The organism is Arthrobacter sedimenti (assembly GCF_042652025.1).
In the GTDB taxonomy this organism is placed as follows: domain Bacteria; phylum Actinomycetota; class Actinomycetes; order Actinomycetales; family Micrococcaceae; genus Arthrobacter; species Arthrobacter sedimenti.
Genome location: NZ_JBHSDQ010000009.1, coordinates 104,338 through 123,104 on the forward strand (window position 1 = coordinate 104,338; position 18,767 = coordinate 123,104).

The window sequence follows — 18,767 nt, forward strand, 5'->3', positions numbered from 1 at the left end:
ATGTCGTGGCATGGGGCAGTCCGGAAAGTCAGAAATGGCACCCGGTGCTGCCCTGGGCAGGGGCCTGCGTAACCTTTAGTTCCGCAGGCGGCGCTGACCTACAATTTCCAGTAATCAACACTTTGTTGTGCCCACCGCAGCGGCGCCGACGAGTGGGGCCAACGGTGTCCCTTCCATACGCACGATCAGGAGGAAGGACGTCTCCCATGACCCAAACTCTTAACACTCCCAGCTGGTCCGAACCGGATCAGCCTGAGACTGCACTGTCGCCGTTCAAGCGCTTCGCAGCCATGCCGGAGGCTGCCGGGCTGTACAACCCGGAGCAGGAGAAGGACGCCTGCGGACTCGCCATCATCGCGACGCTGCGTGGCGAGCCCGGATACGACATCGTCGACGCCGCGCTGACCGCGCTGCGCAACCTTGAGCACCGCGGCGCCGTGGGCGCCGACGAAGGTACCGGCGACGGCGCAGGCCTGCTCATGCAGATTCCGGACGAGTTCTTCCGGGCCGTCACCGAGTTCGAGCTGCCGGCTCCGGGACAGTACGTCGCCGGCACGGCCTTTCTGCCTGCCGAGCAGCGGGAAGCCAACGCCGCCAAGGCTGGCATCGAGGGCCTGGCCGCCGACGAAGGCCTGAAGGTCCTCGGCTGGCGCGAAGTGCCCGTGGTCGCCGACCTGGTGGGCGCCATGGCCCGCGCCTGCATGCCGTATTTCTCCCAGCCCTTCCTGGCATCGGCCAACGGCGAGGAACTGGACCGCAACGAACTGGACTCCCGCGCCTGGCGCATCCGCAAGCGCGCCCAGAACAAGTTCGGCGTCTACTTCCCGTCGCTGTCCTCCCGCACGATCGTCTACAAGGGCATGCTCACCACCGCCCAGCTGGAGCCGTTCTACCCGGACCTCTCCGACAAACGGTTCAAGACCAAGCTCGCGATCGTGCACTCGCGCTTCTCCACCAACACCTTCCCGTCGTGGCCGCTGGCGCAGCCGTTCCGGACCATCGCCCACAACGGTGAAATCAACACCGTCAAGGGCAACCGGAACTGGATGCGCGCGCGCCAGTCCCAGCTGGCCAACCCGCTGCTGGGTGACTCGCCGGAAGAGCTGTACCCCATCTGCACCCCCGGTGCCTCCGACTCCGCGTCCTTCGACGAGGTAGCGGAGCTGCTCTGGCTCTCCGGCCGCCCCATCACGCACTCGATCATGATGATGATCCCCGAGGCCTGGGAAAACCACGCCACCATGGATCCGGCCCGCCGTGCCTTCTATGAGTACCACTCCCTCCTGATGGAACCCTGGGATGGCCCCGCTGCGGTCTCCTTCACCGACGGCAACCTGGTCGGCGCAACCCTGGACCGCAATGGCCTGCGCCCGGGCCGCTTCTGGATCACCGAGGACGGCCTGATCGTCTTCGCCTCCGAGGTGGGCGTGATCGACGTCGAACCCTCCAAGGTGGTCAAGAAGGGCCGCGTGTCCCCGGGCAAGATGTTCCTGGTGGACACCGAGGCCGGACGCATCATCGACGACGAAGAGGTCAAGGCCGAGGTCGCCGCCGCCAACCCGTGGGCTGAGTGGGTCAAGGACAACCTGATCGACCTTAACGACCTGCCCGAGCGTGAGCACGTGGTGCACACGGCTGCGTCCGTGAACATCCGCCAGCGCACCTTCGGCTACACCACCGAGGAACTCAAGATCCTGCTGGGCCCCATGGCCCGGACCGGCGCTGAGCCGCTGGGCGCCATGGGCTCCGACACCCCCGTCGCTGTGCTGTCCAAGCGCCCGCGCCTGCTGTTCGACTACTTCGTGCAGTCCTTCGCGCAGGTGACCAACCCGCCGCTGGATGCCATCCGCGAAGAACTGGTCACCTCGCTCACCTGCGCCATCGGACCCAACGGCAACCTGCTGGACACCAAGCAGGTCCGCCAGGCCCAGGTCCAGCTGCCGTTCCCGGTGATCAACAACGACCAGCTGGCCAAGATCGCCAACATCGAGGACGCCGACGGCAACCGCGTGGCCATGAAGGTCCGCGGCCTCTACCGGCCCGAAGGCGGCGAAAACGCGCTGCGTGCACGGCTCACCGAAATCTGCGAGCAGGTTTCCGGCGCCATCAACCGGGGTGTGCAGTACATCGTGCTGTCCGACCGCGATTCCAACGCCCAGTGGGCCCCCATCCCGTCGCTGCTGCTGGTCAGTGCCGTGCACCACCACCTGCTGCGCAGCGCCAACCGCACCAAGACCGCCCTGGTGGTTGAGGCCGGCGACGTCCGCGAAACGCACCACGTTGCCGTGCTCATCGGCTACGGCGCGTCCGCCGTCAACCCGTACCTGGCCATGGAATCCGTGGAGCAGCTCATCGCCGCCGGCGACGTCACCGGGGTGACCCCGCAGGACGGCGTGTACAACCTGATCAAGGGCCTGGGCAAGGGCGTCCTGAAGATCATGTCCAAGATGGGCATCTCCACCGTTGCCTCCTACACCGGCGCCCAGACCTTCGAGGCACTGGGCCTGGGCCAGGAACTGGTGGACGAGTTCTTCGCCGGAACGCATTCCCAGCTGGGTGGCGTTGGCCTGGACGTCATCGCGGCCGAGGTTTCCGCACGCCACCAGATGGCCTACCCGGATGGCGGCATCGAGCAGCCGCACCGGCCCCTGCTGGGCGGCGGCGAGTACCAGTGGCGCCGGGACGGTGAACCCCACCTGTTCAACCCGGAGACCGTCTTCCGGCTGCAGCACGCCACGCGTGAGCGCCGCTACGACATCTTCAAGGCCTACACCAAGGGCGTGGACGACCAGTCCACCAACCTGATGACCCTCCGCGGCCTCCTGAAGTTCAAGAACAACCGCCCCTCGGTTCCCCTCGAGGAAGTGGAGCCGGTCTCCAGCATCGTCAAGCGGTTCTCCACCGGCGCGATGAGCTACGGCTCCATCTCGCAGGAGGCCCACGAGACGCTGGCCATCGCCATGAACCAGCTGGGCGGCAAGTCCAACACCGGTGAAGGTGGCGAGGACGTTGAGCGCCTGCTGGATCCGAAGCGCCGCTCCGCGGTCAAGCAGATCGCGTCCGGCCGTTTCGGCGTGACCAGCCTCTACCTGACCAACGCCGACGACATCCAGATCAAGATGGCGCAGGGTGCCAAGCCCGGTGAAGGCGGCCAGCTGATGGCGCAGAAGGTCTACCCCTGGGTGGCCCGCACGCGGCACTCGACCCCCGGCGTTGGGCTCATTTCTCCGCCGCCGCACCACGACATCTACTCTATCGAGGACCTCGCGCAGCTCATCTACGATGCCAAGCGCGCCAACCCCTCGGCACGTGTGCACGTGAAGCTGGTCTCCGAAGTCGGGATCGGCACCGTGGCGTCCGGCGTGACCAAGGCGAAGGCCGACGTCGTCCTTGTCTCCGGACATGACGGCGGCACCGGCGCCTCACCGCTGAACTCGCTCAAGCACGCCGGCGTTCCGTGGGAGCTCGGCCTGGCCGAGACGCAGCAGACGCTGATGCTCAACGGCCTGCGCGACCGCGTGGTGGTGCAGGTGGACGGCCAGCTCAAGACCGGCCGCGACGTCGTCATCGCTGCCCTGCTGGGCGGCGAGGAGTTCGGCTTCGCCACCGCCCCGCTGGTGGTGGAAGGCTGCATCATGATGCGCGTCTGCCACCTGGACACCTGCCCCGTCGGTGTTGCCACCCAGAACCCGGAACTGCGGGCCCGCTTCAGCGGCAAGCCCGAGTTCGTGGTCAACTTCTTCGAATTCCTCGCTGAGGAAGTCCGCGAGATCCTCGCCGAGCTCGGGTTCCGGAGCCTCGAAGAGGCCATCGGCCACGCCGAGGTGCTGGACACCCGGGAAGCGATCAACCACTGGAAGGCCGACGGGCTGGACCTGGACCCGATCCTGCACGGCCTGGAGTTCGACGACGACGCGCCGCTGCGCAACATGACCGGCCAGAACCACGAGCTGGACAAGCACTTCGACCAGCGCCTGATCACCATGGCCACCGAAGCGCTGACGGACCGCAGCCCGGTGAAGATCACCGTGGACGTCATCAACACTGACCGTTCGGTGGGCACCATGCTGGGCCACGTCGTGACCAAGACCTTCGGTACCGATGTCCTGGCCACGGACACCATCGACGTCACGCTGAACGGCACCGCGGGCCAGTCCCTGGGCGCCTTCCTGCCGGCAGGCATCACCCTGCGGCTGTTCGGTGACTCGAACGACTACGTGGGCAAGGGCCTGTCCGGCGGCCGGATCATCGTCCGCCCGGACCGCACCAACGTGTTCAAGGCGGAGACCAACGTGATCGCCGGCAACGTGATCGGCTACGGTGCCACCAGCGGTGAGCTGTTCCTGCGTGGCCAGGTGGGCGAACGCTTCCTGGTGCGCAACTCCGGTGCCACCGCCGTGGTCGAAGGCATTGGCGATCACGGCTGCGAATACATGACCGGCGGCCAGACGCTGATCATCGGACGCACCGGCCGCAACTTCGGCGCCGGCATGTCCGGCGGAACCGCGTACGTCCTGGACCTGCGGACCACGCGCGTCAACAAGCAGGCACTGGAATCCGGTGAGCTGCAGCTGCGCGAGCTGGACGCGGAGGACCGCGACATTGTCCACGGCCTGCTGGTCAAGCACGTGGAAGAAACTGACTCCCAGCTGGCAACGCGCCTCCTCGAGAACTTCGATGACACCGCTGCCCGCATCACCAAGGTGCTGCCGCGCGATTACGCGGCCGTGCTGCAAACCCGCCTCGACGCCATCGAAGAGGGCCTCGACCCCGACGGCGAAGAAGTATGGTCTCGAATCCTGGAGGTTACCGGTGGCTGATCCACGCGGATTTCTGAAAGTACGCCAGCGTGAAACCCAGCCGCGCCGTCCCGTCCCCGTCCGCATCATGGACTGGAAAGAGGTCTACGAGGCACAGGAAAAGGGCACGCTGAAGGCCCAGGCCGGGCGGTGCATGGACTGCGGCATCCCGTTCTGCCACCAGGGCTGCCCCCTCGGGAACCTGATTCCTGAGTGGAACGACCTCATGTGGCGGGACAAGGGCGAGGAAGCAATCGAGCGCCTGCACGCCACGAACAACTTCCCCGAGTTCACCGGCCGGCTTTGCCCGGCGCCCTGCGAGGCGTCCTGCGTGCTGGGGATCAACCAGCCCGCGGTGACCATCAAGCAGGTGGAAGTCTCGATCATTGACGAGGCCTGGGACAACGGCTGGGTCAGCCCGCTGCCGCCCACGCGCCTCACCGGCAAGACGGTTGCCGTGGTCGGTTCTGGTCCCGCCGGACTTGCCGTGGCCCAGCAGCTGACCCGCGTTGGCCACACCGTTGCCGTCTACGAGCGGGACGACAAGATCGGTGGCCTGCTCCGCTACGGCATCCCCGACTTCAAGATGGAAAAGGAGCAGGTGGACCGCCGCGTCGAACAGATGAAGGCCGAAGGTACCCGCTTCCGGACCGGCGTCTCAGTGGGCACGGACGTCACTTGGGAGCAGTTGCGCCGCCGTTACGACGCCGTCGTGGTGTGCACGGGTGCCACCGTTCCGCGCGACCTGCCCATCCCGGGCCGTGACCTGGACGGCGTCCACTTCGCCATGGATTACCTGGTGCCCGCCAACCGCGCGGTGGCCGGGGAAACCATCGAGAACCAGATCAACGCCCACGGCAAGCACGTGGTGATCCTGGGCGGTGGCGATACCGGTGCCGACTGCCTGGGCACGGCGCACCGGCACGGAGCCGCGTCGGTGACCACCCTGGCCATCGGCAAGCAGCCGCCGTCGGAGCGTGCCAGCCACCAGCCGTGGCCGACATTCCCCACCCTCTTCGAAATGGCCAGCGCGCACGAGGAAGGCGGCGAACGCACCTACCTCGCCTCCACCGTCGAGTTCGTTGGCGAGAACGGCAAGCTGACCGGCGTGAAGGTGGCCGAGACCGAGTTCGTCGACGGCAAGCGCCTCCCCAAGGCCGGCACCGAGCGGATCATCCCGGCCGACCTGGTGTTCCTGTCCCTTGGTTTCACCGGCGCAGAGCCTGCGGGCATCACCGACCAGGTGCACGCCGAGTTCGACGGCCGCGGAAACGTGGCCCGCGACGGCTACTACATGACCAACACCGAAGGAGTGTTTGTTGCCGGTGACGCCGGCCGCGGACAGTCCCTGATTGTGTGGGCCATCGCCGAGGGCCGCGCCGCCGCGGCCGCGGTGGACAAGTACCTGATGGGAAGCACCATCCTTCCCGCGCCGGTCGCGCCGACTGACCGCGCCATCGCCGTCCTCTAGCGGTGCACCAAGGGTTCACCCCGCCGACAACTTAACCAATGCAAGAGATCACTAGGGTAGGTATATGAGACGCGCAAAAATTGTGGCTACGTTCGGCCCGGCAATTGCCAGCTACGAAAACACCCTCGCGGTGCTGGAGGCCGGCGTTGACGTCGCACGCATGAACATGAGCCACGGTGACTACACCGTGCATGACAACACCTACGAGAACGTCCGCAAGGCCGCGTCCGACCTGAGCAAGGCAGTGGCCATCATGGCCGACCTGCAGGGTCCCAAGATCCGCCTGGGCCGTTTCGTGGACGGCCCGCACGCCCTCGCTGTTGGCGACATCTTCACCATCACCACCGAGGATGTTCCGGGCACCAAGGACATCTGCTCCACCACGCTGAAGAGCCTCACCGAGGACGTCAACGTGGGCGACGCCCTGCTGATCGACGACGGCAAGGTGGCGCTGCGTGCCATCGAGGTCGACGACGTTAAGGTGGTCGCCGAGGTGACCGTCGGTGGCATGGTGTCCAACAACAAGGGCATCAACCTGCCCGGCGTGGCAGTCAACGTCCCCGCGCTGAGCGAAAAAGACGAGGACGACCTCCGCTGGGCCATCCGCCGCGGTGTCGACCTGGTGGCGCTCTCGTTCGTCCGGGATGCCTCGGACATCACCCGCGTTCACGAGATCATGGACGAGGAAGGCCGCCGCGTGCCGGTCATCGCCAAGATCGAAAAGCCGCAGGCCGTGGACCAGCTGCCCGAGATCATCGACGCGTTCGACGCCATCATGGTGGCCCGTGGCGACCTCGGCGTGGAACTGCCGCTGGAGGAGGTGCCGATCGTCCAGAAGCGTGCCGTTGAACTGGCGCGCCGCTGGGCCAAGCCGGTCATCGTGGCCACCCAGGTCCTGGAATCCATGATCGACAACCCGCGCCCCACCCGTGCAGAGGCGTCCGACTGCGCCAACGCCGTGCTGGACGGTGCTGACGCCGTCATGCTGTCCGGTGAGACCAGCGTGGGCAAGTACCCGATCGAGACGGTCAAGACCATGGCCCGGATTATCGAGTCCACCGAAGTGCATGGCCTGGAGCGCGTTCCCCCGCTGGGGACCAAGCCCAAGACCCGTGGTGGCGCCATCACGCGTGCCGCCGTCGAAATCGCCGACCAGCTGGACGCGAAGTACATCTGTACCTTCACCCAGTCCGGCGACTCCGCCCGGCGCCTCTCCCGCCTGCGGCCCATCAAGGCCGTGTTCGCCTTCACCCCGGTGGAGCACGTGTGGAACCAGCTGGCACTGACCTGGGGTATCCAGCCGGTGCTGGTCCCCATGGTGGGCCACACCGACGAGATGACGTCCCAGGTTGACCGCAGCCTGCTGGAAATGGACCTGGTGGACGACGGCGACCTGGTGGTTATCGCCGCCGGTTCCCCTCCCGGAAAGGCAGGTTCCACGAACATGCTGAAGGTCCACAAGGTGGGCGACCTCGCCGATGCCGGCAGCCAGGGCGGCGAGCCCGGCAGCAACCGCGAGAAGCTCGGCCCCTGGCCGGAAAAGAAGAAGAAGAACCAGGCCGCCCAGGCCTAGGCTTCGGACAGAAAAGGACCCCTGCCTTATGGCGGGGGTCCTTTTTGCTGCTTTGCTTTTTGGTGACCGGTCGCTGTGGTGACCGTTCCTGGTTGGTGGCCGGGCCGTCGTCGTAATCTCTCCGAGCCCGGCCAGCGCGCTAGTTGACCTGGTTGATGATGGTTTCGGCGACCTCGCGCATGCTGAGGCGGCGGTCCATGGAGGTCTTCTGGATCCAACGGAAGGCTTCCGGTTCCGTCAGGCCCATCTTGGTGGTCAGGAGGCTCTTGGCGCGTTCCACGAGCTTGCGGGTGGCGAACTGCTCCTGCAGGTCAGAAACTTCGCTTTCGAGGGCCTTGATTTCCTCGTGGCGGGAGAGGGCGATCTCCAATGCCGGGATGAGGTCTGCGGGCGTGAACGGCTTGACCACGTAGGCCATGGCACCGGCGTCGCGGGCGCGCTCCACCAGTTCCTTCTGGCTGAAGGCGGTCAGCAGCACCACGGGGGCGATGCGGGCCTTGACGATCTTCTCCGCAGCGGAGATGCCGTCCATGACGGGCATCTTGACGTCCATGAGGACCAGGTCAGGCTTGAGTTCCTCGGCGAGCTGGACGGCCTTCTCGCCGTTGTCCGCCTCGCCCACAACGTCATAGCCTTCACCGCGCAGGATCTCGATGATGTCGAGGCGGATGAGGGTTTCATCCTCTGCCACAATGACGCGGCGCGCCGGCTGGGACGTGGGCTTGGACTCCGTCTGTTCAGTCACGGGATCTCCTTGAAAAGGTACGGCGGGACATCACTATCTTAGGTGCCACCGCGGCTGTACTTGGCTTGCAGGGGTTCGGTTGCGGCGACGGCGGCGCGATTCTGGAATTCAGCCTATCTGCATGTAGAGTAATTCCGCGTACGTGAAGCGATCGCGTTGCTCACAGTCAGCTGTGGGCGTAGTTTCGCTCCTCGTATTCCGCGCCCGAGTGGCGGAATTGGCAGACGCGCCGCACTCAAAATGCGGTATCGAAAGGTGTGTGGGTTCGAGTCCCACCTCGGGCACAACGTTTTCCCTCGTCAGAGGCTTTTTTGCTTTGACGTGTGTACAAAGCTTGATTTTCGTCGCTCTGACGGGTTGGTTCGCGAGCTTTGGCCTGGTCGCCGCGGAGCCTATGCAGGTGTGTGGAGTCGCGGGTTCAAGTCTCTGACTGGAGAGCCTTCCGCCTGGTGGGAGTGGGTTCTTGCGTTACCTCGTTCCGGTTTTGTTGGGTGGGCCGTTGGTGGCCTACACCTATTCATGTTCCGGGGGAGTAGGAACTACATGACCGTGGCGGTTTCGCCTTAGGTGTTCCAGGAATTGGTCTTCTCACCGCCGGTGAGAGCCGTGTACCGCGCTTTGTCCTGCCAAAGAGGGTGTGGACAGTGTCCACACATAAGTCTGTTTTGTGGCGACTCCTCATGGACACGCCGGAGCTGAGCGATAGTGCCAAGGGACGCAAACCTTCTAGCCCTTAGGCTTTGGGATTTCATACTCCGACCGGGCCTCAATGACAGTTTGATGGATGGCCTGGCTTAACCAAACGCAAAGCACTAAGGGTTTACCTTCAGCGATCGTTAGGCAAGGGGAACGGGGTGAATACCGCCCGGCAGCGGATGGCCGAGGGAGAGACCGCCGAGCACGTTGCGCGCATGATTTGCTCGGGGCCGATGGTCCGAAGAGCTTCTTTAAACTGCCTGGTTAGTTGTGGAGGTCGAAGCCCAGGTCGAGGTCTTCGGGGGAGTGCAGGTCCCGCCAGGTTGAGGTCAGCCGGGCACTGGGCAGTGCTGCTGCGATGGGCATCCGGTCCACGGCCACTAGCTGCTCCACGTTCCAGTCCGGTGAGGGCAGCGATGTCCCTGATGGGGACCTGGAACGTACGGAACTGGCCCGGCGGGGCAGGCTCTTCGGTGACGCGCGGCTTCGGGAGATCCGGAAGATCAGCCAGGACTTCGGTCTGGTCCACGACGTAGCCGGTGGCGGCCAGCTCGCCCTGGTACAGGAAGACAGCGACTTTGAAGAACTTCAGCGGAATGTCCACGCCGCGGTAGATCGGATCCTTGGCATCAAAGACGGGCCCGGTGAACACCGTGATTTTCTGGCTGTTGTCGGCGGCGTTTTCCTGGAGGTATGACTCCAGCCCCAGCCAGAGTTCGGCGCCCTGCTTGAACTTCGCCGCCTGCGGCGCTGCGTTGGTGTAGTGGAAGGTGTCCTCGTTCGCCTGTGCTGCTTCTGCCTTGGTGTCTCCCCAGACAGCCGAAGCGCGCCTGACCAGGTGTCCAAGGTCGATGTCCTTGTTGGCGTAGACCTGTTCCCCGGTCTGCTCGTCGGCAGGGATGCGCGGATCCAGCCGCCACGGGATACCGGCCCGGGCCAGGTCGATCAGTTTCTTACCCTCCATCATCAATGCGGTGACTGCGGCGAGGCGTTTGTCCGGGCGCATCAGGACGGAGAAGTGCGTGTAGGGCAGCAGCACTGTCTTCATGCCGGGGAGCTTTGGAACTGGTACACCGGGCCCCAGGAAACCAGGATCATATCCCGCGCGGCCTGCGAGATCACTGGCGGCGGGGTTGCCGCCGCTGTTGTGAGTTCATCCAGGACGGAGCCTACCAGCGGGACATGACACTGTGATGAATGCTCTGGGTCAAGAACCGACACTCTTGTCCGCTAATAGCAGCCATTTCATAGCTTCGTTAGCGGAGTTGAAGAAGCGTTTCGGGCATGGCTGTTCTTGTGCGCTCAGTACCCAGTTGGCGAGAATGCGGTCGACCGGGCTGGTGCCAAGCAGCGCCATACGCGTCGCGCAGCGCTGGCTGAAGACCATCTGGGCCTGACGGCTTAGTGATGCCGTCATGGTCATGTCGACCAGCAAGGGGTGTTCGCGTCCATCAGCGAGTGCGTTCACGGCTGCCATGGCTGCACGGGCGTCGGCAGCCTCGATGCGCAAATGCGGATCCCAGACTAAGTGGATAATGCCGTCCTTGCGAAGGGTAATGGTTCCCTTGCTGCACTCAATCGCGGCTCGTTCCATGCAGTCCCCCAACTGGTCTTTCGCGGTTCCGGAGCGGGTACCGACAGGAGCATAGTAGCCGATGCCTGGACCACGGATCGAGGCGCTTCTCTGCCACACGTAGGATGGCGGTGTGCTCGGCTCGAACAAGGTGGACATTAGCGGCAAGGGCACTGTGGACTTGTCTGCCGGATTCCTGCGATTGCGCTGGCAGCCGGGAGTCTCCATAGGCTTTGATGATGCTAACAGTGCCTTTTCGGCCATCTCCGCCCTGGGCAAGGGCGCCAAGCTGCCGCTGCTGGTAGACATTCACGACGTGACGCACTCGTCTGCGGCTCGAAAGATCTTCCCCGACCCGGCAAGTGTGTCCCGTGTGGCGCTTGTGGGTTCTTCCCCGTGGACCAGGTGATTGCAATGTTCCGTCTGCCCCTATTGCCCACCGGGTTTCCGGTCAGGTACTTCACCTCGGAAGACAAGGCTGTGGCGTGGCTGCTTAGGTCCTAGGAGGAGCGATGGCAAAGCTGGACAGGCCCAGTCCCACCTTCTCACGCTTGCCTACAATGTTAGGCAAGCGGTTTGGCGGTGCGTCCGCGTTGCCGCATGGCCGTTATGTCGTGGTCTGAAGACCGGGGCGGCGGCTTCCTCTGCGATGCGTCGGCGGTCTTTGGCATGGCCAAAGCGTAGGCCGTCTGGGGCTGTTGAATCCGGGAAGGGCGCCCGTTTGCTGGACGCCGCGCCCGGCTGTCTTCCAGTGCTCGAGGTGCTCTATTCAGCCAGCTTCGATACCGACTGGGCCCAAAGGAAGAACTTGTTGGTCCCGAGGTCTTTGACGGTCTTGATGTTTAGGGCGTCCTTGAGCTTCTGCGCGTCGCCTTCAGAGAGGCCTTTCAAGGCTTCTACCGGCGCTTTGGCCAATTCGTCGATGCCCTTGTCGAGGTATTCCTTGTCGAACTTCGCATTGATTCCTGCCATGCTGTCTCCTTGTGGTCCGGTGGGCACTACCGCACCCGGGTGGGCGCTATTGGGGCATTACCCCCGGTAGGGCGTCCTCACACTTTGAGGGGGAAAATCTGGGACACGAAGCAGCCGATTTACGTTGGACGAGTAGGGCAGCGCGGCAACTTGTGCCGCCGGTCTGCCATCCTCGTCCTGCGCCAACTCGAGGTCAAGACCTGAAGCGGCGTCCGAATAACGCGGAACTCGGATTTGCTAACAGTGTCTTAGGACGTTCTCAGATCTCATCCTGACAGCGCGAGGGACGTGACCTCGGGATGCGACAGCTCGAGAATCTTCGAAATAGTCAAAGAATCTGGATTTGAGGTGGACGTATCTGGCGCAGGGCTGGCATGAGACCTCGGGCGACACTAGGGGGCGTCCTAAAACAAAACCGGTCTCGTCGTAAGGCTGGATCCTCGCAGGCCAGGCCACCTCGACGTCAACTTGGGGTGTACAAGAACCGGTCGTCGGTGGATCGAGCAGCGCCGACCGGCTGTTTTCTCTGGGCGAACGGGGCAGTGCTGGGGCTTTGAAGTAGCAGCTCTGGAGAGGTGCCTGCTAGTGGCGTGCAATTGCATGCCGAAAGGCGTTAGGACGGACCCAGCCAGCCAGCGGGCTCCCCAGCCGTCGGGCTGGATTTGCGCAGCCTCAGCACCGCGTCCGTGGCTCCCTAGACATCCGTCACGGTGAAAGCGTGAAAGAAGCGCATAATTCTATATGAGCCGCGCGAGGAACGCTGATAAAGACATTTAGCGTCCTTCGTCGTCATCGAGTTAAAGCCCCAGCCTGTGAAGCACAGACTCATCAATTGGAAACAGGATCAGTTGTTTGTTATGGGTCGTGACCCTTGAAACGCTGCGGCCTTCATCGCTGGAAGTAGGTTCCCGGGGAACCGGCCGGTAGGCCAGCCAAAACAGTGCTGGCAATCTGTCGCAACGTCATCCTGCCTTGGTCTGAAGCGTTCAGAAGAACTTGAATTGCGTCCTCACACGAGCAGCGGTTGCGTGCCATGATCACTCCGCACGCCACATCGATGACCGTGCGACTGTCCAATGCCGAACGCAACTGTTCAGCCGCAGCAAGCGCAATTCGGATTTCTTCCGCCACGTCGGAAGTGGCGACGAAGCGCCCAGGCAATTCCATAACAACGCCCAACCCGAACAGCAACAAAACCCGATAAAGAACCCTGACGAACCTTTGGTTCGACGCTACGTGCATCGGAAAGGGAACACCCGGGTATTCAGTACTCGAATTTCTGCGTCAGCGTTACCCAATGCTGAACAGCAATGGTGCTTCTTCGGCTATTTTCCCACTGCGTTACGCCTGGCATACAGGCGGCCAGTGTAGGAGGCCGCGCGAGTGTGTCTTCGCGGTGTCAGACCACTGAACCCACCGGCCATCCGATGCGATAGTGAGTTACCTGGCACCCCGGCTCAGTCGTTCTGCTCTTCCTCAAGGGACTCGTCTTCGGAGGGGGCGTTGTTTTGTGAGCCTTGCTCGTGTTGAATCCGCTTCGGAGCATCGACTAGCTCGGCGGGTACAGGCGGATCCTTCTCATCATCAGATCTCATGCGGCTCATCCTATGAGCCTCGGAGGCGGCGGCGTTGTGAAGTCAAGGTGCCCGCCGAGCCCCGGGGTGTGGAGGAAAGCGCTCACGCCGTTATTGGACGCCGGGACTTGAACAAAGATGGCGGCAGTCATCGAAATCGATCATGCATCAGAAAACCGGGAGGCCTAGGGTAGATCCCCTGAAGCGGTGAAAACTGAGTACCCGCCATTTGATACAAGAAGTCATTTTTGGGTCCGCTCCCAAAAAACCAGTACAAGTACGCGTTGTTTGCGTTCCCAGCGGCCGGAAGTATGGGCGTCATCGATCAGCCGGAAGCAAGATCCCCCGTGGTTCCTGAATGGCTGCGCGTCTCACCATCTGTCTTTCAACCAGCCAAAGGAGTCCTACAATGCGCAAAATGACGAAGAAGCACAAAGTCCTGGCAGCAGCTGGAGCTCTCGCCCTGATAGCCGGCGGCGGCAGTGCGGCCTACGCCTACTGGACCACCACCGGTTCCGGGAGCGGTTCGGCCACCAACTCAGCGGGTGGCGGCACGGTCACGCTGCACGCCAACTTCACTGGTGGCTTGGTCCCGGGCTCTTCAAAAGTAGTTACGTATACGGCCGACAACCCCAGCACTACCACCAGTACACAGGTCGGGGAGCTTACGGCCAGTGTGGGCACCGACAAAGCCGGATGTCTTCCCGAGTGGTTCGATGTGACTGCTGTCACCAGCCATACAACGGTTGCGAAGGGCGACGTGGGAACCGTTGTGGGCAGCGGAACCCTGACGTTCAAGGATAGTGCGACTGATAATCAGGACGCCTGCAAGGGCGCAGTGGTTACGGTCAGCGTCGGCAGCGTATAAGCGCCTACACCGGTGGGGAGGTGACGGATTTCCCCACCGGTGTACTCGACACTTCCCGCACTCCAACCAAGGCCAGAAGGGCTTTCCGTGCAGAACGAATCTGGGCACATCCGCACAGTCACGCGAAGAACCACCACCGCGGTGAGGGTATTGCTGGTGGGGTTTTTAATCACGTTCGCGTCGGCGGGTTCGATCTTCGCCGCAAGCCAAGGCGGAAGCCAGGGCAACAAGACAGGCGTCGCCATCCAAGTGAATCCCGCCAGCCGGACCGTCAATCAGGGGGACTCGGTCAGCTATACCGTTTCCTTGACGTCCGCCAACGGGTTCAACGCCAGCGTCACCCCCTCTGTGTCCGGCCTTCCACCCGGGGCGACCGCGGCCTTCGCACCGTCTGCAGTAACGCTCGCTTCTGGGAAGAGTGCCAGCGTCACCTTGACCGTGGCAACACAGGCCACTACTGCGGTGGGCAAAGCAGACCTGACCGTTGCCACTGCGGCCGGCGCCAGCCAGACAACCGGCGTCCTGGTCCAGTTGATTGTCCAGGCCTCCACGAAGACCTTTACCATCTCGGGCAACCTTGACACCCCCCTTACCCCAGGGGCCTCAATCCCGTTGAATCTTTCCTTCAGCAACCCCAACAACAAGGCTTTGGCACTGTCCAGCCTGTCGGTCTCCATCACTTCCATTACCCGAACCCAGACGGCGGTCGCGGGGGGCCTTCCCTGCACCCCTGCGGATTACGTGGTGACCAACTACAGCGGCCAGTACCCGCTAACAGTTCCGGTGGGGACATCCAAGCTTGAAGCGCTCAGGCCGCTTCGGGAGGAGTGGCCAAGGATCGCCATGCTGGACACCACACTGAACCAGGACGGCCGCAAGGGCGCCACACTTCAGCTCTCCTATTCCGGAGCGGGGGAGGGGAACTGACAATGACGACACCCAAGATAACCTTGCGCAAGCTAACTGCCACCTCAGCGGCAGCAACAATCGCCCTCTGCCTCGCCACGGGAGCTGCCGGCGCCTATGCCTACTGGTCCGCCACTGGAGCGGGGACGGGCTCGGCCCCCAATGGCACGATGAAAGCAGTCACTGTTGACGCTCTGATTTCCGGCGACGGTACGCAAAACGCACTTGTCCCGGGCGGCGCCGCCGATGTTGGAGTCCGGGCTACGAACCCCAACAACTTCGCGGTGCAGGTGTACGCCATCCGGGGTAACGGGGCCGCGGCTGCGGATGCAAACCACCCCGGCTGCCTTACCACCGGGGTGACCTTCACGGACCCGTCCGCCCCACTGGCGCCTGCAACCACCATTCCCCCGAACTCATCTGTGCTGATCACCCTCCCTGGTGCCGCCAGAATGTCCCTGGCATCGTCATCCGGCTGCCAGGGCGCATCCTTCAGCCTGCCCGTCACTTTGGAGGCACGGAAATGAACATCAGCAACCAGAGCCGGCAGCCCGATGAGCCGAGGCTCCGCGGCCAAGGCGGCCGCCGCAAGCTTTCCCGGGCCGCAGGAGTGCTCGCGGCCGCCGTTGTCATATCATGGGCTGGCCCGGCCGCCAACGCCTTTTGGCAAACTTTCGGGAGTAACGCCGGGGTCGTCAAGGCCGACTCCATTCCCGCCATGGCCGCTCCAGCTGCGTCCGTTTCCATCAGTTCCGCCTCGGTCGCCTGGAAGCAGGGCGCCACGGCGGCAGGCGTCCCTGTGGCCGGATACGCCGTGGCCCGCTACTCCACAGCAACCGGCGGAACTGCAGTTGCAGCCACGGGCGGCTGCGCCGGGACTGTCGCGGCCTTGGCATGCAGCGAGGCCCTGCCGCCCGGAACTTGGTATTACACTGTCACGCCGATGCTCGGCGCCTGGGCGGGAGCGGAAAGTCCCCGCAGCGCAGGCGTCACCGCCGCCGACACTACGCCTCCCGCCGCCCCGAACATCACAGCTCCGGCCAGGATCACGAGCGCTCCTGCAACGGGTACCAGTGCCAACGTGGCGAACGTTCCGGTCACGATCACGGCTGAAGCAGGTTCGTCGGTGACGGTGACCGCTACCGATACTCCGCCTCCCGGTACTACTGCGCAGACTGTCTCACAGGTATTCACGGCAACTGGCTCGAGCCAGACCATCAGCTTCAACCTCTCGACGCTCAGGGACGGAACAGTCACTTACTCGGCAGTGGCCACCGATGCCGCCGGAAATACCAGCGCGGCAGGTACTGCCACATCGGCAAAAGACGCCACAGCCCCTGCAGTTTCCGCCGTGACTCTTGTCAACGGCGGCACGGGCAACGCCATGGACCAGGGAGACAAGGTGGTCGTCAAGTTCTCCGAGGCATTGGATGCCTCAACCATTTGCAGCAACTGGACTACAGGCGGCAACCAGAGCATCAACGGTCCAGAACAGGTGACAGTTAAAGTCAGCGCCGCGGACATCCTGACTGTTTCCCTGGACAGCACACTGTGCCCTACCGCCAGAATCGGTTCTGTGTCGTTGGGCGGTGCCTATTCCGGCGGAACTGCCCTCAGTTTCCACGGCACAGGAAGCGGCGCCTCAAAAGCATCGTCCCTCGCCTGGGATGCCACTAAATCCGAACTGACCATCACGCTGGGCAGCCGTGATGCCACGGGCGCAGCGGCAAACGTCAACGGAAACGTCAAACCCACATTCACGCCACCTGCTGGATTGACCGACACGGTCGGCAACCCCTTGCCGTCCACGCCGTTCACGGCGACCCCGTCGAGGTTCTAATGCCCCTCCAAGCCGCTGCCAGCCTCCCGGTCCCCTCCGGGGGCTTGCACCACCGCTCGTGGTCGTTTCCGGTAGGTAAAGGTAAGGGCCGCGACTGCAAGGCTTCTTGCGCGCAGGTAAGAGAACAGATTCGCGTCGACTTCGCTGCCGACGAGTTTCCGGTGCCACGCGTACTGCCACAGCGTGGTGTAGCTCAGTCCTGTGCCGCCGACGATAACCGCGTACACGACAACTCCCACCGACAGGTCCCCGTAGCGCGCGAGAGCCCCTGACGCGAAGCCGGTCAGTGCAATAAACAGTAGGGCAAGCAGGTTGATGCGCTGCAGGTTCGCATCGTAGCCGCGGAGGAGCTTGATCAGGCGGTGATAGGTCAACCAGTACGCACCCGTGACAGCGAAGGAAAGCACGTACGCGAAGTACTGGGGGACGTGTTCCAGCAAGGTCCGCGGGAGTTCCTCCGGTGGCACCTCGGGGACTCTGATTTCCACAGCAGGCAAGGTCATGGCGATGGCGAAGATCGCATCACTAAAAAAGGTGGTCCGCTCGGTATCGGACCCCGAGTTGACCAGGGCCCGGAACTTAGCGTACGCACTGAGTTCGAGGTTCGCTAAACTTGCCCGCGTCTCGCCCAGTGAAGGCAGTTTGTCTCGTGCTTTCACAGCCTATTTAGGCTGCTGAATAGGCTAGGGGGAGCTCATGGATCAGCACCAGTCTGGAGTAGTTGGATTTCACGAAGTGGACGAGGATCGAAAGCCGTTGACGGCGGCGGCTGAGGAACCAGCTGAGGATGTGCTCCGGTCCGGCCCTAAGCTGAACCCGTTCATCGGGGTCCTGTGGCTGGTGGTCGCTGTGCTGGTTGTCGGCGGAGTCGCATTCCTTTTGAACGCTCCCTTGTCTGTGTCAATGACTGACCGGGTCAGCATGGCGTACGTCCTGTTTTCATTTGCCACACCGGCTGTATTCCTCGGAATCCTGACTTTCCTGGGCCTGATGTTCTGGCATGCCGGGCAGTGGCAGCGCCGGCGCGGCTAGCCCGGGAGATATGAACCTAGCCGGCAAGCCAGCGTTGGTGTGGCGTTGGGTTGTCCGGGTGCGGCCGCCGAGATGCAGGCTCCTGGGGTTCGCCCTGGTTTCCGCTGTGCTTCAACCAGTTGTTGGGCGTCCGCTCGTGAGGCCGGCTGTTGGGTCCAGGGCGTGCCGTCGCAGACCTCCGGACCCCTGGCCCTGTGTGTCTACGACGATGCTCCTGTAGGCGTCAAAGTCGAGGGTGGCTTTGCGATGGCGGCGACAGGCTGTGTTGCATTTGCAACCCGCGCGGGGTGTCCCGATTCTGTTTGTAGGGCTAGCCTTTCAAGTGGGTCGGCAAGTCCGTTCGCTTTTTCGACAGAAGCCTGTGGGTTAGGTGACTGTTCTCCTTTTCAAGGTTGGGCCAGGGTGGCAGCAGGAGAGTAACAAGCGCCTTTTGGGTTTTTAGGGCGAATGAACGGAAACGAAATGTTGGCTGGCCATGGCCTGGGTGCGGAGTCCTTAGCCCAAAGCGTGTACGTCGTGTGTGGTGAAGAGCTCGTCAGGCGGGGCCTGCGGGGGTTGCTGGAGGATGGCGGGTTCAGCGTTTCCGGTGAATCGGCGTCTGTTCACCAGGCGATCCGACGAATCCCTGCGTTGCGTCCGGATCTGGTCATCATCGACGATGATCTTCCGGATGGTTCCGGCGCCGGGCTTTGTCGAGCTATCGCAGCTGCTGATGCCA

General features: G+C 63.3%; 16 protein-coding genes and 1 tRNA gene. 11 read left to right on the forward strand and 6 right to left on the reverse strand.

All coding sequences use genetic code 11. The features are described from left to right. Positions 1-206: 206 nt before the first annotated feature. The 3 genes from gltB (at position 207) to pyk (ending at position 7,843) form a co-directional block, all read left to right on the forward strand. On the forward strand, positions 207-4,820 hold the full coding sequence (gene gltB, locus ACFO0G_RS17880; RefSeq protein WP_376979302.1) for a glutamate synthase large subunit: 4,614 nt from the start codon (positions 207-209) through the stop codon (positions 4,818-4,820). After that, positions 4,813-6,270: a glutamate synthase subunit beta gene (locus ACFO0G_RS17885; RefSeq protein ID WP_376979304.1), complete on the forward strand. Its 1,458-nt coding sequence runs from the start codon at positions 4,813-4,815 to the stop codon at positions 6,268-6,270. Before gltB ends, ACFO0G_RS17885 begins: the two co-directional genes overlap by 8 nt. 64 nt (positions 6,271-6,334) lie before the next feature. Continuing rightward, entirely contained in the window at positions 6,335-7,843 is a 1,509-nt protein-coding gene (gene pyk / locus ACFO0G_RS17890) for a pyruvate kinase (protein ID WP_376979306.1), read from the forward strand. Between the two features lie 139 nt (positions 7,844-7,982). On the opposite strand, the gene ACFO0G_RS17895 is transcribed toward pyk, so the two are convergent. Next, a complete protein-coding gene (locus ACFO0G_RS17895) occupies positions 7,983-8,588 on the reverse strand; it encodes an ANTAR domain-containing response regulator (protein ID WP_009358190.1) in 606 nt (201 codons plus the stop codon). A 202-nt stretch (positions 8,589-8,790) separates the two neighbouring features. On the opposite strand from ACFO0G_RS17895, the gene ACFO0G_RS17900 reads away from it, so the two are divergent. Beyond that, positions 8,791-8,872, forward strand: a tRNA-Leu gene (locus ACFO0G_RS17900). Between the two features lie 542 nt (positions 8,873-9,414). Here ACFO0G_RS17900 and ACFO0G_RS17905 read toward each other — a convergent pair. Together ACFO0G_RS17905 and ACFO0G_RS17910 are read right to left on the reverse strand one after the other, a co-directional pair. Beyond that, the gene (locus ACFO0G_RS17905; protein ID WP_376979308.1) at positions 9,415-10,332 is read right to left on the reverse strand and encodes a DNA/RNA non-specific endonuclease; all 918 of its coding nucleotides are present in this window, start codon (positions 10,330-10,332) and stop codon (positions 9,415-9,417) included. Positions 10,333-10,491: 159 nt separating this feature from the next. After that, positions 10,492-10,878, reverse strand: coding sequence for a DUF7793 family protein (locus tag ACFO0G_RS17910; RefSeq protein ID WP_376979309.1), 387 nt, complete (start codon positions 10,876-10,878; stop codon positions 10,492-10,494). A 112-nt stretch (positions 10,879-10,990) separates the two neighbouring features. On the opposite strand from ACFO0G_RS17910, the gene ACFO0G_RS17915 reads away from it, so the two are divergent. Beyond that, positions 10,991-11,266, forward strand: a complete 276-nt coding sequence (locus tag ACFO0G_RS17915) for a hypothetical protein (RefSeq protein ID WP_376979311.1) — start codon at positions 10,991-10,993, stop codon at positions 11,264-11,266. Positions 11,267-11,622: 356 nt separating this feature from the next. Here ACFO0G_RS17915 and ACFO0G_RS17920 read toward each other — a convergent pair whose 3' ends face one another. After that, complete coding sequence (locus ACFO0G_RS17920) at positions 11,623-11,829, reverse strand: hypothetical protein (protein WP_376979313.1); 207 nt, start codon at positions 11,827-11,829, stop codon at positions 11,623-11,625. Between the two features lie 888 nt (positions 11,830-12,717). Then, positions 12,718-13,071, reverse strand: a complete 354-nt coding sequence (locus ACFO0G_RS17925; RefSeq protein ID WP_376979315.1) for an ANTAR domain-containing protein — start codon at positions 13,069-13,071, stop codon at positions 12,718-12,720. Positions 13,072-13,821: 750 nt separating this feature from the next. Between ACFO0G_RS17925 and ACFO0G_RS17930 the strand changes: the two genes are divergently transcribed. From ACFO0G_RS17930 to ACFO0G_RS17945, 4 genes are all read left to right on the forward strand, one after another. Then, entirely contained in the window at positions 13,822-14,271 is a 450-nt protein-coding gene (locus ACFO0G_RS17930) for a hypothetical protein (RefSeq protein ID WP_376979317.1), read from the forward strand. Between the two features lie 87 nt (positions 14,272-14,358). Then, positions 14,359-15,198: a COG1470 family protein gene (locus ACFO0G_RS17935; protein ID WP_376979319.1), complete on the forward strand. Its 840-nt coding sequence runs from the start codon at positions 14,359-14,361 to the stop codon at positions 15,196-15,198. 2 nt (positions 15,199-15,200) lie between these two features. Continuing rightward, positions 15,201-15,704 carry a hypothetical protein gene (locus ACFO0G_RS17940; RefSeq protein WP_376979321.1) on the forward strand — a complete coding sequence of 168 codons (504 nt, stop codon included), beginning with the start codon at positions 15,201-15,203 and terminating at the stop codon, positions 15,702-15,704. After that, positions 15,701-17,017, forward strand: coding sequence for a hypothetical protein (locus tag ACFO0G_RS17945; protein ID WP_376979323.1), 1,317 nt, complete (start codon positions 15,701-15,703; stop codon positions 17,015-17,017). Before ACFO0G_RS17940 ends, ACFO0G_RS17945 begins: the two co-directional genes overlap by 4 nt. On the opposite strand, the gene ACFO0G_RS17950 is transcribed toward ACFO0G_RS17945, so the two are convergent. Beyond that, positions 17,014-17,676: a TMEM175 family protein gene (locus ACFO0G_RS17950; protein ID WP_376979325.1), complete on the reverse strand. Its 663-nt coding sequence runs from the start codon at positions 17,674-17,676 to the stop codon at positions 17,014-17,016. The genes ACFO0G_RS17945 and ACFO0G_RS17950 overlap by 4 nt on opposite strands. 76 nt (positions 17,677-17,752) lie before the next feature. Between ACFO0G_RS17950 and ACFO0G_RS17955 the strand changes: the two genes are divergently transcribed. Both ACFO0G_RS17955 and ACFO0G_RS17960 read left to right on the forward strand, forming a co-directional pair. Beyond that, the gene (locus tag ACFO0G_RS17955) at positions 17,753-18,049 is read left to right on the forward strand and encodes a hypothetical protein (RefSeq protein ID WP_376979327.1); all 297 of its coding nucleotides are present in this window, start codon (positions 17,753-17,755) and stop codon (positions 18,047-18,049) included. Between the two features lie 447 nt (positions 18,050-18,496). Further along, positions 18,497-18,767, forward strand: a 271-nt coding sequence (locus ACFO0G_RS17960) for a response regulator transcription factor (RefSeq protein WP_376979328.1), incomplete at its 3' end; no start/stop codon positions are given.